General features: G+C 49.7%; 9 protein-coding genes. 4 read left to right on the top strand and 5 right to left on the bottom strand.

Features of this window, described 5'->3' with window-relative positions; genetic code table 11:
- The first annotated feature begins 499 nt into the window (after positions 1-499).
- Complete coding sequence (locus F1593_RS18200) at positions 500-2080, top strand: DEAD/DEAH box helicase (protein ID WP_149402993.1); 1581 nt, start codon at positions 500-502, stop codon at positions 2078-2080.
- A 220-nt stretch (positions 2081-2300) separates the two neighbouring features.
- On the top strand, positions 2301-3497 hold the full coding sequence (locus F1593_RS18195) for a Vgb family protein (RefSeq protein ID WP_149402992.1): 1197 nt from the start codon (positions 2301-2303) through the stop codon (positions 3495-3497).
- Positions 3498-3593: 96 nt separating this feature from the next.
- Here F1593_RS18195 and F1593_RS18190 read toward each other — a convergent pair whose 3' ends face one another.
- Positions 3594-4895, bottom strand: a complete 1302-nt coding sequence (locus F1593_RS18190) for a glycoside hydrolase family 3 N-terminal domain-containing protein (RefSeq protein ID WP_172632231.1) — start codon at positions 4893-4895, stop codon at positions 3594-3596.
- Between the two features lie 109 nt (positions 4896-5004).
- Positions 5005-6858: a DUF4012 domain-containing protein gene (locus F1593_RS18185; RefSeq protein ID WP_172632230.1), complete on the bottom strand. Its 1854-nt coding sequence runs from the start codon at positions 6856-6858 to the stop codon at positions 5005-5007.
- A gap of 373 nt (positions 6859-7231) precedes the next feature.
- Between F1593_RS18185 and F1593_RS18180 the strand changes: the two genes are divergently transcribed.
- Complete coding sequence (locus tag F1593_RS18180; protein ID WP_149402989.1) at positions 7232-8425, top strand: hypothetical protein; 1194 nt, start codon at positions 7232-7234, stop codon at positions 8423-8425.
- A 162-nt stretch (positions 8426-8587) separates the two neighbouring features.
- On the top strand, positions 8588-9667 hold the full coding sequence (locus tag F1593_RS18175; RefSeq protein WP_149402988.1) for a hypothetical protein: 1080 nt from the start codon (positions 8588-8590) through the stop codon (positions 9665-9667).
- Here F1593_RS18175 and F1593_RS18170 read toward each other — a convergent pair.
- Genes F1593_RS18170 through F1593_RS18160 form a run of 3 tightly spaced genes read right to left on the bottom strand, consistent with a single transcriptional unit; the run spans position 9664 to position 13834 of the window.
- On the bottom strand, positions 9664-11886 hold the full coding sequence (locus F1593_RS18170; protein WP_149402987.1) for a D-glucuronyl C5-epimerase family protein: 2223 nt from the start codon (positions 11884-11886) through the stop codon (positions 9664-9666). The genes F1593_RS18175 and F1593_RS18170 overlap by 4 nt on opposite strands.
- Complete coding sequence (locus F1593_RS18165; RefSeq protein ID WP_149402986.1) at positions 11879-12832, bottom strand: NAD-dependent epimerase/dehydratase family protein; 954 nt, start codon at positions 12830-12832, stop codon at positions 11879-11881. Before F1593_RS18165 ends, F1593_RS18170 begins: the two co-directional genes overlap by 8 nt.
- A 6-nt stretch (positions 12833-12838) precedes the next feature.
- Positions 12839-13834, bottom strand: a complete 996-nt coding sequence (locus F1593_RS18160; protein WP_149402985.1) for a dTDP-glucose 4,6-dehydratase — start codon at positions 13832-13834, stop codon at positions 12839-12841.
- Positions 13835-13837: the final 3 nt, after the last annotated feature.

Below are 13837 nucleotides of genomic sequence, written 5' to 3'. Positions count from 1 at the left end.
CGTCGTGGGTCTGGGAGGGCCTGAAGTGCTTCGTACAGTGAGAGCAACGAAAGGCTTTCTTCATTCGTCACGGATGCTCTCTTGAGCGTCAAGGTAGTATAATCCATATGAGATTTCCTTTGTGGTTTTGAAGTTTTTTGTATTCTACAAGGAAATCTCTTTTTTTTCACCTCCTCTAGGAGAATTGGAAAGCCCTGCCCAAATTTCGGAATGACTTGACGATTAGCTCCAAAACAGGTACAATAGAGGAGTTATAACTGTTTGCAAGGCATGGGACAGGCTGTTGGCATATCCTGTTCCCCGATAAAGACGCTAAAGAGCTCTGAGCAATCCTCTGTAGATGAAACTCTTCCTGCACTCAAGTTCATATCTAATATCAGCTAGCAGCATTGCTTCCGTATCCTACGGCCTGCTCCTGGTACTCCCTACTGGTATTGTGCCTCCAGGGAGATATAGCGTCTGAAAGATATTATGGCGCATTGGCCGAAAGGATTTTTTCATGCCATCATTTAATGACTTTTCTTTACAAGCCGCAACTCGCGCGGTGCTAGCACATATGAACATTACAGAGCCGACCTCTATTCAAGCTGAGGCTATTCCCGCCCTTTTAGCCGGCAATGATCTGGTAGGCCAATCAGCCACCGGTTCAGGCAAAACTCTCGCATATAGCATTCCTCTGGTGGAACGCCTGACCAGAGACAAACGAGTCGTACAGGCCCTGGTTCTCGTGCCTACACGCGAACTGGCTGTGCAGGTAAATACCATCTTGAGCAAACTGGCAGCCAGTCGACGTCTTTCGACAGCCCTGCTGGTAGGTGGCCGTCCCTATGGCAATCAGATTTCAGCACTTCGCTATGGTGCACAGATTGTGGTAGGTACCCCTGGACGCGTGAAGGACCATTTAGAGCGTGGTACGTTAGTCCTGAACCAGTTGCGCATCTGCGTGCTGGACGAGGCCGACCAAATGCTGGATATTGGTTTCGCATCCATTATTGAGGATATCCTGGCGACTACTCCTGACACACGCCAGATGGCACTCTTCTCAGCAACCATGCCAAACTGGATCATTAAGCTGCAGGAAAAGTTCCTCAAAGATCCTGTAAAAGTGACAATTAAGGCCGCTGTCGGCGCCGAGAGTACCATCGAGCAGATTGCGTATCAGGTACCACAGGAACAGAAAATGGCCGCCCTCAGTACCCTGCTGCAATCCGCCGGGGACGAGAGCAGCCTGATCTTTGGTCGCACAAAATTTGGGGTTGAGAAGTTAGGAAAACAACTCAGCAAGCTGGGATTTGCCGTGGGTACCTTGCACGGTGACAAGAGCCAGCGCGCACGTGATGAGGTCCTGGCTGCGTTCCGTCGCGGACAGGTGCAAACACTGCTGGCAACCAATGTAGCCGCACGTGGACTGGATATCAAAGGCATTTACCAGGTTATTAATTACGAGCTTCCAGAATCAAGCGAGCTTTTCACGCACCGCATTGGGCGGACAGGCAGAATGGGACATCAGGGTAAAGCAATTACGCTGCTGGTACCATCGGATTTGCCCAAATGGAGACGGATGGCCAGTAGCCTGGGTCAAGTAGTCGCTTTACAGCGTCTCGCGATCAGTGCGGAAGCAATGGTTGCCAGACCGGAAACAGTTGCAGTCCCCATGTACGAATCCCACAGTGAACAGCGTGAGCAACGTCCGATGCGCGACCGGAAACCCTTCTCACAAAGTCAGGAGCGTGGTCGGCGCGTACAACCAGAGCGAGATGGCCAGCCTGTAACGAACTTCAAAAGACGACCAAAAGAGACATTTACCAGCAGTGCTCCAGCACCAGTCCGGCAGCCGGAAAGTTTTACTGTCTCTGAACGCCCTGCATCCGATGCGAACAGAAATGAGAGAGACATAGCGGATAGACAAGACAGACAGGATAGGCAGTCTGGCTTCGGTCGAACCAGTGCTAAACGCAAAGCACCGGCTTTTGTAGCATCTGAACAACAGCACGGCACAATGCGAAGAAAACCAAGAACTGCAACCTCAGCCACCCGTGCCAGACGAGCTTCTACGCCAAACCGGGCGACGAGCCGCTAGCATTTTCTAAGCCCTATCAGACACAAAACAAAAGGCCTCTGAAACCTCTTTAGATAACATCGCAAAGGGGATTTCAGAGGCCTTCCTGCTTTTTCAGGCCATAGACGCTGCCATTTTTACAACTTCTCTATACTGAAGGAGTGAACGCCATTAAACTTGACACGTGCATGAGTGTTCAATAATGGCTGGCTTATCTTTTCATTAAAGAAGGAGTACATGAATGAAATTCGTATCTCTGAAGCGTTTCAACTGCGCCTGCATGCTTGCAATGAGTATCATGTTCGCTGGCCTCACTCCACTATCTGTCATGGCAGCTTCAACAACATCCTCATCATCTAACCATATTCAGAGGCAGCCAGTTAGCACAAACCCACTGACAGTAAAGGTTAAACCTCTGTTTGTACACATCACCTCTACCGCACCGCGTCAACTCCATTTGCGTACCTATACGAGACCAGAGTTTACGAGACCAGAGTTTACGAGACCAGAGTTAAAAAGTGGAAAGAAAGCTCTGGCACCCATTTTTACGGAATATCTGATACCTACCCGCCTCGCAGAGAGCACGGGTGTCACAAATGGGACCGATAACACAATCTGGTTCTCCGAGGTAGATGGTAACAAGATCGGTCATGTGACGAGCGATGGTATCTTTACAGAATTTGCGCTCCCTGCACAATCTGATGCCCGTCGTATTATTGCACTTGCTGATGGTACCATCTGGTTTACCGATTTGAATAATGGAAAAATCGAAGAGCTTGTCCCAACACTGAGCCTGCTATCTATCTACAGCTTACCTGCTGGCGCAAAACCTTTTGACATTGCGATTGGTGCCGCTGGCAATATTTGGATAACCGACTATGCCCATAACTCAATCGACCGTCTGAGCTTTACAGGCAATGCCCTCACTACATTCCCATTGCCTACCTATAAAGCACAGCCACTCGGCATCATCGCCGGAGCAGACAACGCAATCTGGTTTACAGAACTGGATAGAAACAAGCTTGGTCGCATTACACCAAATGGAATTACCACTGAAATTCCATTGCCAACATTTGCCTCTGAACCAACCGGCATTACGCTAGGAACCGACAGTAATATCTGGTTCACCGAGCAGGCAGGAAATCAAATTGGTCGTCTGGATACACAGAGAGCGGCCGTGACAGAATTCCCTATTCCAACCGCTGCCAGTCGCCCACTCTTCCTGACCTCCGTGGGAAATCCAATCGGGCAGATAGCATTCACTGAATATAATGCCAACAAGATTGGTATTGTGAATACTGATGGCTCAATCAACGAATACACGGTTCCAACACCAGATTCTGGTCCCTATGCTATTACAGCATCCTCAAACAACGACATCTGGTTCACCGAAGCACATTACAAAGGCAACAAGATCGTGCGACTTAACTTTAAATAAAGAGGAAACATTCACACGCCTGGCAAAAATCATTAGCATTTATGTAAAGCTGATGATTTTTGCTATTTTATTCTTACTGGCCTCTTCTATCATTCCTCATAGTCCCTGATGTTGTGCTTTGAGTGTTAAAATATGCGTCACGGCTTCATCAATACGCGTTTGTGAGAGCACACCGCGCTGGAGAGCTACCTTGAGTCCCCTGATGGCTTCTGCCATCTGCTGAGCATTGCTGATACCAAGAATCATATCATTGCCAGCCTTGAGCGCCATGACGGCTGCCTGAGTGGTATTCCAGGAATGTGCGATACCTTCCATAGAGAGCGCATCAGTGATGATCACCCCGTTATAGCCAAATTGCTTGCGGAGAATATCAGTAATAAAGATATGTGAGAGTTCCGCCGGAAATGTTGCATCAATAGCAGGCATGAGTACATCAGTAGACATAATCATTCCTGGCTGTTCCCACGCATGATGGGACTGGACAAAATAGTAAAAGGGGGCCAGTTCCGTGGCATAGATTTGCTCCTTTGTGCGTTGCACTACTGGCAAACCGAGATGCGCATCAGTAGTGGCAGCACCCAGCCCGGGAAAGTGCTTGATACAAGCAATTACTCCATCTTGCTGTAATGCTTGCATGTAGGCACCTGCGAAAGCGATAACTGATCGAGGAGTTGAGCCGAAGGTGCGTGCCAGTTGATCCGGACCATTCACCACTTGCACATCACTATCGGGCGCAAGATTGACGGTAATGCCAAGCGTTTGCAAATCATGGGCGGCCTGATGCCCCGCCTGAGCGGCTACCTGTGGATCACCTGTCAGATACATTGCGCGGGCCGATGGACGAGATGGATAAATATTCGTCAGGCGATCAACATATCCTCCCTCCTCATCAGTAGAGATCAGCAGGGGGATTCTGGCATGTCTTTGCATCTCAGTAATGTCGTGTCGGACTTGAGCCAGTGTGTTTATCTGGGATTGATAGAGAATCACACCGCCCGCGTGAAGCTGAAAAATCATGTGCTCAAGATCGGAAGCATAGGTAGGCGTGGCATAGCTGACCATAAACACTTGTCCTAATTTCTCATCCAGGGTCATATGCGCAACAACGCGGGCGGCCATCCGCTGATACTTCGTCTGCCTGGGATCTAACTGCACGTGAGAGGTTGTGCCCGCCGGAAAACTGATCTGTCCTGGCATATGGGCGCCGCGAAAAAACGTATATCCCAGGATGCTTCCCCCCATAATCAGAAGCATTGTCAGGATAAGCAGCAACAGGGAAAGCGTCTCCTGCCGCTGCGGACTTTTTTTTCTGCACAACGGGGCATCCAGAAGGGCTGACGTTACAGCATCATGATGGTTATCAGTTGGCTGCGCTTGATTCGGCTTGGAATGCATCATAGCTTCAAAATCCTCATTTTTATCGCCAGTAAACTTCCCACTCTGGCAGGCAAGGATTTGCACATGGGCACAGTCAGGATACTGGCACCAGCTAAAGAAAATGATCAAGTCAGGAAGCAGGGTCATCACAGGTGTAGTTGAGAGACGAAGGGATATTTTCCGTTAAGGTCTGATTGAGGCTGGCGCTCTGTTTACCAGTCGCATGCATTCCTCCAGCGACAGTTGTGAGCGTCGCACAGGCAGGCAATGTTATCTGTGTATGAACTTTCCATAGAACGCCAGCTTGCCGCTGAATCAGCTCTTGATAGTGCCAGTTCTGCTCATGGTGTGTGGAGATCCGAGGGGCAATCCAATCCAGGGTTATTGTACGGGTCTGTCCGCTGACAAGCGTAAAAAAACCTGCCCATTGCTCTAAACCAAAGGCCTGGCTGGTACCACGCGCCTGCCAGCCTTCCTGAGCCCGCAACACACTCCTGATGGGCGTGTAGACACGGACATAATCCCGATAAAGTGCGGCTCCATAATTCTGGCCTGGAACGGTCCAGGCATAACGTAACGTGGTGTGATGAACAGCATTACCATCTCTATCAATAACAATCCTATCGTTTAAGTCACTATTGATAGAGATATTGGCTTTATTAGAGGCAATATTAGCATCCACAATCAGGAGACTATCCCCCGGTGGAGTCTGGATCGCAGAATCTAGATGCGCCTGATGCAATAGCATCTCCGCGACTGGATCATTGACGTAGAGCTGTAAATCTTTTGAGCGGACATCGTTAAACAGGGTTTGCAAAAACTGCGCGACGTGGGATGCCATCATCTGACGCACGCGGGCAAAAAAGTGTTCCGCAAGGATAGCCGTAAAATGTTTACGCAGCGAAGAACGCCCATCGGGAGAGGCAATCGTATCGGGTCCTTCAGCTCCACGCCCTAACTGATGATAGTGAATACGCGCCACCAGATTGTCAGCATTGATCACTTCATGATATTCGGGCAAATAAATAGGTCCGGTGATGTGCAATATATGCTGAATAAAGGTAGGAGTAATCGCAATCACCCCTTGCAGCGGGCCATCTCCTCCCTCACGTTGATAATGTGCTTCAGCTGAGCGGGCTACTGTCGGAAAATCAGCATCCAGATTGGAATCGCGCAATCCCCAATTTCCCAACGCGATGTCAAACCAGCGATATGCAGGTGGAAATGGAATACCCATACCAGAAGCATAGAAGGGGCGATCCAATAAATCAGTATCGGTGACGCGTGCCCCTAGCAATTGTCCTTCTGAAAAGGTTACGATACCATAGTTCCCAATAAAACCACCCCCCGGACGCAGTTCTGTGACATCAAGGATCTCGACCAGATACTTTGTCGGTGTTCCAATACCAAGCAGCACTGGAAGCGCTGGCAATATTTGGGCGATGCCGGTTAGCAAAGATTGGAATTTGGGAGCGTCCTTATGAACAAAATCTAATAGCATACCGAGATGGGAATCGATTTGCAGATCCGAGGACTGTAGCTGATCGGCCTCATGCAGGGTACTTGTCAGAGACGCCTGGATATCCCTAAAACTTTGCGCAATGACAGCGAGATCCGCAGCCGTGATGGCATGTGCCTGAGCATGTGTGGGACCATGCCATCTGGCAATCAGCACATTTAAAATATCACAACCAGCCACACCAGCTTGAGAAAGCGCCAGCGCCAACGGGACCAGATGTTGTGCAGCATGGAAACGCCGACCATACACAGGCAGGTAGGCCGCGCCCTCCGGCAAGAATGCCAGATCTTCATTTATACCTGTAAAACTAGTTGTGGCAGCAACAAAATCTTGCTGTGCTATAGCCACAGTATTCGCATCAAAAGGATGTTGCAAGAATATAGTTAAATATTGTTGAGCTTTAAGTAGATGCTGCGTCCCATCCTGTGCGAGCTGAAAATCGCGTTGATAACGTGTCCTCCCCATCCAATATCCTGTACCCGACAGAATAGGAACAACAACCATCAGGAACACTATTCCAAGCATGAGCACTTTCCTGGACCATCCCGACCATCCCCTCCTATATCCGAGAGGCAATTTCCTCTGCACATCTTCCACCTTCTCTACCTCCGTTATCCTTTTTCATGCTATGTCTCTTTAAAACGGCAGCATCTATTTCCATCATAAATAGCACATACAAATCTCTATAACTAGTATTTAGCATGAATACAAATATCTCATTTATTACCCAGGCTACAATGCACTTGTATAGCCGAAAACTATCAAAAGGGGAATAATTGAATGCCGCATTGGATGGTCTCGTCACTGTTGGAAAACAACAGAATAAAAGGATAAAACTATGTTAAAAAACATTCGCCGCCTTTCACTCGGGATATTCCTTGCAGGAACATCCCTGGGAGCGCTTACTGCACTTCTCATGCTCTTTTTTGCTGGAGGTACACATACGCATACGCAACATGTCAGGCTTGCTATTGGACAAAATCCCGCGATTCCGGGATCGACGGTCATGGTGACCGGATTTGATTATACAGCAGCAAAAAAAGTAGAGGTCTACTTCCAGGATCGTTCAAATGGTATCGTTCGTGCCACGACAAACGCCGGTGGTTTCTTCAATACGCAGCTGACACTCCCCAAACACTATATCTCAGGGCCAGCGTATGTGTATGTCGTGAGCGACAACACGACCACAAAAACCCCTCTCAACTTCGTCAAAACAGCCTTGAAATATGTCCCCGCTCATCCAGTTGGTCCCCGTGCCAATCTCCATATGCCACACGTCTTCCACGGCATGGGCTTTCTGGCACATGAGGCTGTCAGACTTACCCTGCGCAATGGCGCAAACACAGCCAGCATTCCGGCAGTACAAACGGACGATCAGGGGCATTTCTCGGTTTCGCTGGGAAACCTGGACATCCCATTTAACGCTCATACCACATTGCTGGCGACAGATAGTGCCAACAAACAGGTAGTGGTTGACGTCCCCAATCCTCCTGCAATTCTGCTTTATCCTTCTGATGGGCGTGTCGGAAGTACCCTGTCGGTTGGTGGTGTGGGTTTTGCCGCGTACGAAGCCGTTAAAGTCTTCATTCAGAACAAAATCATAGCGGTCGCGGTCGCGAATAAGTCAGGACAATTCTTTACCTCCTTTCAAGTTCCACCGTATGCAAGCATCAACTACTATCTCAACTCGATCAAAGCTGTTGGGATCAAAAGCCATGCATCAGCCAGCACATCATTTCAAGTGCAACCGAGTGCTAACCTGCAACCCAAAGTCAGCGTCCCGAATCAACCAATTAAAGCCAGAGGGAGCCAGTTTACCCCCAGTGGTCAGGTACAAGTTCTTCTCTTTGATCCAGGTCAATCCGCCTCCAGCGCGGGAATTCCAGTTGGAATATTAACCGCTTCAAAGTATGGAACCATTAATTCAAGCCTTATCACGCCAAATATACCTGCCGGTAGCAAAAATTACAAACTGGTATTCATCGATGAAACCACCGGAGTTAGCACATCCTCGCCCATCCTGATCTTCTGATAGATGGCTCATTCGCAGCAACCAAAGAGAAAACAAAACTGTCACATACTCCTCAGTTCAACCCGACCATGACAAACATGGCCGGGTTGAACCATGAAAAAAGAGGCAAGCTTGAATTTACATAGCGATGATCCGATTATGCATCAGTGGAGGTGATTATGCATGCAGAAGTATAATGAGACGCTCAGCCCATCCAAAAAATTACTCCTCATGGGTCTCATGACTCTCTTTCTTACCTGGTTCTGTTTGTGCTTACTCCTGTTATTACGGCCACAAAAACTACCATTGCCTCCACGCCATGTCAAAACACATCTGGTGGGAGGCTTTAGCATGACGACGCCCGCACGTGCCATTCAGGCATCCACCGAGGGAGTTCAGGTTGTCTTTCAATATGGAAATCCTCCTTCTGAGCATGATCCATTAGGGCAAAAGCTCCAGGCCTTACATATGAAAGTAGTGGATGGCTATATCGCCAGCAATTTATATTACTACGAATGCCAGCGCTCAAGGGCAATGGTTCCCCCTCCAGTCGGCCTGGATGCCTATTGTGGACAGAGAGTATATCCAACCTTCACTGATGAAGATGCCTTTCTGTCAACAATCCGCGCCCATATACAACAAAGCATGACAAATCCTCTGATCATAGGATACTGGGTACTCGATGATTGGGCACCATGGGATGAAGGGAGTGCGCGAGGACTGCTTGCTAAAATCCATCATTTTATTCAGCTCTATACTCCGGGTCATCCTGCGATCTGCGGCTTTGGTGGCACGCTCTATACAGATATGTCTCCGGGTTGGGATGATGAGGTCGCCAATAACTTCTCTCCACAGGGCTGTGATAATGTAGCTCTCTATATCTATACAACCTCTATGCCTGCCGTCTCTCATCCACCTTCTCCGGCGGCCTATGACTGGTCTATGTCGCAGGTCCTGCCAGTTATGCTTACCAGCCTGCACCTGCGAGGATGGGATATAAAAAAAGAGCCACTAATCGGGATTGCGCAAGCATTTGGCGGTCCTATCGCGCACAAAAATGCTTACCGTGTTCCACCAACGGCCAATGATATCGCACTGCAGAGCAAGGCATTTTGTGAAAATGGAGCCAGCGGACTCGTTTTTTACGGCTGGAGTGACTCCGAAATTGGTCCCGCCTCGCTCTCTCCCATGACCAGTCTGGAGATAGAAAATGGTATTCGCGCTGGCATTGCAGCCTGCAAACACTATTGGAATGATCATTAATCTATTTGCTCTCCATGCAATTGAGGAGAGGATACTTCGCTTAGCGTCGGAATGAAGTGGGATATCCGTAGAAGTGTCCGTTTCAACATCGCAGCACTATGGTACAGTTCAACATATGCTCGCGCAGCTTGTCCCATCTGACGACAAAGCAGTGGATTATTGCAGAGATGTGCAAGGGATGTTCCGATGCCCTGCGCATCGGCAGGAAAAACAGAGCAGCCACGTCCTTCCGCTAGCAGGCGCAGGTTGGATTGTGGAGCAGTGGATGCGACAACCGCACAGCCAGCAGCCATGGCTTCGAGCACAGCCATCGAGTAATTCGTGCCCCGTGTACCGCTATACAGAAAGATATCGGTGATGCCCAGGAGCATGATAACATCCGCTGCTCCAGCTTCACCCCAGAGGGTACACACGCTATCCAAATCATAACGTGTGATATCTGCTCTCATCTGGGATTGCAAAGGGCCAGTGCCAGCGATCAGTACATTGACACGCTGGCGTACAGCCGGAGCAAGTGCTGCGATTGCCAGGGCGATGCCTTCCAGCGCGAAGGACAGCCCTTTCTCTAAGGCCAGACGATTGATCAGAGTAATCACAATGGCGTCTTCGCTCAATCCCTGAGCGGCACGTATGCTGGCCCGCGTGTCTCGATCAGGTGGAACGAAGTGTGCCACATCAACCATATAAGCGTAACGCGTGATACGGCTCGCGCTCACTCCCAGGCATTGACGATAGACCGCCTCAACCTCATCACCAGCCACAAGAAAATGATCGATTCGCGATGTTGCTAACCGCGCCAGCAGGCGCAACGAAGGCCAGTAACACAGAAACTGTAAGCGCGCCAGCCATTGTCGTGCTCTGGGATAAGCCTTGATAGCCTGCATTCTTTCAGCGCGAAAAGTCGCGTTCTCAAGATGCGTTACATTGCCATGATCCATACATACCACGCGCACGCCCATACACTTCCCCACCAGTGCCGCAAACGCAGCGGTATATAGACCATCCTGTGGCAGAACGAGACGCACATCAGCATGACGACGCAACCAATGGAATAGCGTATATCCTCCGCACAAGCAATACAACCAGACGCCGGGAAATTGCCAGGGAGACGTTGCTCGACCATAGCCAAATTGTGTGATCAGCAGGGAATCGATCCCCTGTCCACGCTGGTTTGTTAGATATGTCATCTGCCATTGATGACGCATGGCCCTCGCCACGCCAGCCAGGACACTCTTCATGCCACCTGGAATGGGAAACGCCTGAATCGGGACACAGATCTGCTCAAGAGTGAGAGCTGGATCAGTGATCGGGGAAGATTGGGAGCGAGCGCGCTGGTGGTGGGCTATACGCTGTAGGATGGGTTTGAGGCTACGCTCATAACAACTTGTGATGTGGCCCCTGATCAGAGAACGGAGACACGCTTTGCTGCTGGATTGATACATCTTCCAGCGCGCCGCCAGTTTGGTATATTGCTCACAGCCAGAATATGAGGCCAGCACGTCGAGAAGGAGAATGTGCAGGGTATGCAGGGATGGAGGGGCAAGGCGCTTATGCAAAAGATCGGTATAGGTCCAATAGCCTGTATCGAACTCATCCAGGACAGCCTGTAGCCCGCTGAGACCAGCTGCGATCAGAGAAGTTATCTGGTCATCCTTGACGATAGCGTCATAATCATAGAGTCCACAGAGCGCCATCATACAACCGCATAATGCATGGGTAGCAGGATAGATGCCCCGTTCCTCAAAAAAGAGGCCATCAATACCCAATGGTGTACTGACCCCTCCATCCAGGATATCAAGCTCAAATGTACGTACGACGCGCCGGGCAGTCTCTATGAAGGCACGCTGCCCGGTAAACTGATAGGCACGTACAAGCACAGAGAGCCCATTTCCCTGCACCAGGGCGGACAACATCCTGCACGGAATAGTAGATGTTGGTATCAATAAAGGGAGCGGCCAGCCACTCGTATCATCTGTGAAGCGCAATGCATGGACCAGTAACCAGCGCGCATGCAGTAGAAAGATATCCTTATGCTCATCACTCCCATCAGTAAGGTATGCATTCCAATGCGCAAGCGCACGTTGTGCGACCTCAGTCGGCTGCATGATAGTGCCATTCACTGTATCCAGAAACGGATACAGATCGATTGGATAGGGCAGCAGATCAGGAGATCCAAGGACTTCACGTTGACCTGTCCGGTCTCTTCTGTACTCAGTCATTCATAATACCCTCTACCTGTGCGAGATGGGTCGCCAGACGTTGCAGCCCGACTTCGAGCGAGATGGTAGGCGTGAAGTGATACAGGGACGCAAAGGTACGTGGATCGATCACAAATTGTATATATTCGGCGGAAACACCTTCATACTGCAATTGAGGCTCGATCCCGAAGGTGTGTGCGGCCCGCAACACGACCTCCTTCACGCTTTCACGGCTGCCGACGCCTAAATCGACACAACGTACTCCCTCTGAAACAGGCTCTGTCAGGACCGCCATCAGAGCAGTTATGGCATCATCAACATACATGGCATCAATGTAATTTTCTCCGTCGCCCGTCACTGTAAAGTGAGGATTACGCTCAAAGGCGAAGCGGCGCACCAACTTTGTATAAAGCTTACGGACCGGTTCATAAGGTCCATAGGCGCCAAAAAAACGGAGAATGGTTGCCGCCTGTAAGCTGGTATGATGCTGAATATAGGCCTGAATATAATGCTCGGCTGCCAGTTTGGAAATGGCATAGGGTAACGTTGGCACAACCGGTGCCAATGGACCAACCGCACCTCTGAGACCAATATAAACCGCCCCTGATGAGAGATAGACCAGATGTTTAAGGGTACAGTATTGCAGGAGGTGCAATAATCCCAGAATATTTATCGTTGCATCCTGGATGGGATGCTCAATTGAGCCGGGAATAGAGGTATTGCTGGCCAGCGCAAGGCAGGCTTCAAACGCTCCTCCTGTCAGATGCATCGCCTGTCTGACCTGTCCCTCATCAGTGAGATCACATGCGACAGGCTGGATATGTCTGAGCTGTTTTTCCTGTAAAAAATGGAGGAAATCAGTATTGCCCGGTCGATAGAGCGTGATGACTTCCCATGTATGGGGTACAGCCAGCAAAATATTGCGACCGATAAAACCGGCGGCCCCTGTCACTAAGAGACGCATCATATGCTCCTATCTGCCCTGCATTGTACTGGCACGCTGGCGGTAAAACTCTATTGTTTTGACCAGTCCATCATCAAAGGAGACCTGTGGCGCAAAACCAGTCAGGCTTTTCAGGCGTGTGGTATCGGCCACCAGACGTTGTACATCCCCTGGTCGTGGATCACACTGCTGCATAGGAATCGGGTGTCCGAGAATATGCTCAATCTTCGTCTTGAGATCGATCATACTTATCTCCTGTCCAGAGGCGATATTGACCACCTGTCCACGCTCCTGGAAACAGGCATAAAGCGCCAGCACAGCCCGTACGGTATCTGTAACATAGATATAATCGCGTGTTTGCCGTCCGTCGCCAAAGAGCTTAAAGGTATTTCCCCCAAATGCGCCTGACAGCAACATTGGAATGATACCTGCATACAATTGATCATTCTGGCGAGGTCCATAATTATTGAATGGACGCACGATCAGCGCATCGACGTTAAATGATGCCACATATGTACGCACAAGATGATCACCGGCCGCTTTGCTGGCAGCATAAGGAGTAATCGGCTTGAGAGGATGTTCCTCGCTCATGGGAACCGTCATAGCGGTACCATAGGCTTCAGAGGATGAGAAATGGACTAACGTTCCAAAATAGCCCTTGCGCAACAATTCACAGAGATGGGAAGTAATACGCACATTCGTGTCAAAGCAAAACTGTGGATCTTCCAATGAATTGGGGAGCGGAATCACCGCCAGATCAAAGACAACATCTATCGTTCCCAGGCGTGAGAATGCTGCGCGTAAGACATCATCGCCCGCTGCATCGAGTTCCAATAATTGCAGGCCGGGCAGCTTCCGATATGCCTCTGCAAGATTGGCACGCTGACCCAGAAAAAAGTTATCTACCACAATCAGCTCTGCGACACCTTCTGCGATCAAATGGTCAACCAGATGACTACCAATAAAACCTGCGCCACCAGTCACCAGAACTCGCTTCCCTCTCAACGTACGCTTCACAAAAACCATTGT

The sequence above is a fragment of the Dictyobacter arantiisoli genome, assembly GCF_008326305.1.
Taxonomy (GTDB): Bacteria; Chloroflexota; Ktedonobacteria; order Ktedonobacterales; family Ktedonobacteraceae; genus Dictyobacter; species Dictyobacter arantiisoli.
This window is presented reverse-complemented; position numbering and strand designations above follow the sequence as displayed.

What these genes read in the sequence shown, in the direction of transcription:
- F1593_RS18200 (WP_149402993.1), top strand. Translation starts at nt 500, where the DNA reads ATGCCATCATTTAATGACTTTTCTTTACAAGCCGCAACTCGCGCGGTG.
- F1593_RS18195 (WP_149402992.1), top strand. Translation starts at nt 2,301, where the DNA reads ATGAAATTCGTATCTCTGAAGCGTTTCAACTGCGCCTGCATGCTTGCA.
- F1593_RS18190 (WP_172632231.1), bottom strand. Translation starts at nt 4,895, where the DNA reads ATGATGCATTCCAAGCCGAATCAAGCGCAGCCAACTGATAACCATCAT.
- F1593_RS18185 (WP_172632230.1), bottom strand. Translation starts at nt 6,858, where the DNA reads ATGGGGAGGACACGTTATCAACGCGATTTTCAGCTCGCACAGGATGGG.
- F1593_RS18180 (WP_149402989.1), top strand. Translation starts at nt 7,232, where the DNA reads ATGTTAAAAAACATTCGCCGCCTTTCACTCGGGATATTCCTTGCAGGA.
- F1593_RS18175 (WP_149402988.1), top strand. Translation starts at nt 8,588, where the DNA reads ATGCAGAAGTATAATGAGACGCTCAGCCCATCCAAAAAATTACTCCTC.
- F1593_RS18170 (WP_149402987.1), bottom strand. Translation starts at nt 11,886, where the DNA reads ATGACTGAGTACAGAAGAGACCGGACAGGTCAACGTGAAGTCCTTGGA.
- F1593_RS18165 (WP_149402986.1), bottom strand. Translation starts at nt 12,832, where the DNA reads ATGATGCGTCTCTTAGTGACAGGGGCCGCCGGTTTTATCGGTCGCAAT.
- F1593_RS18160 (WP_149402985.1), bottom strand. Translation starts at nt 13,834, where the DNA reads ATGGTTTTTGTGAAGCGTACGTTGAGAGGGAAGCGAGTTCTGGTGACT.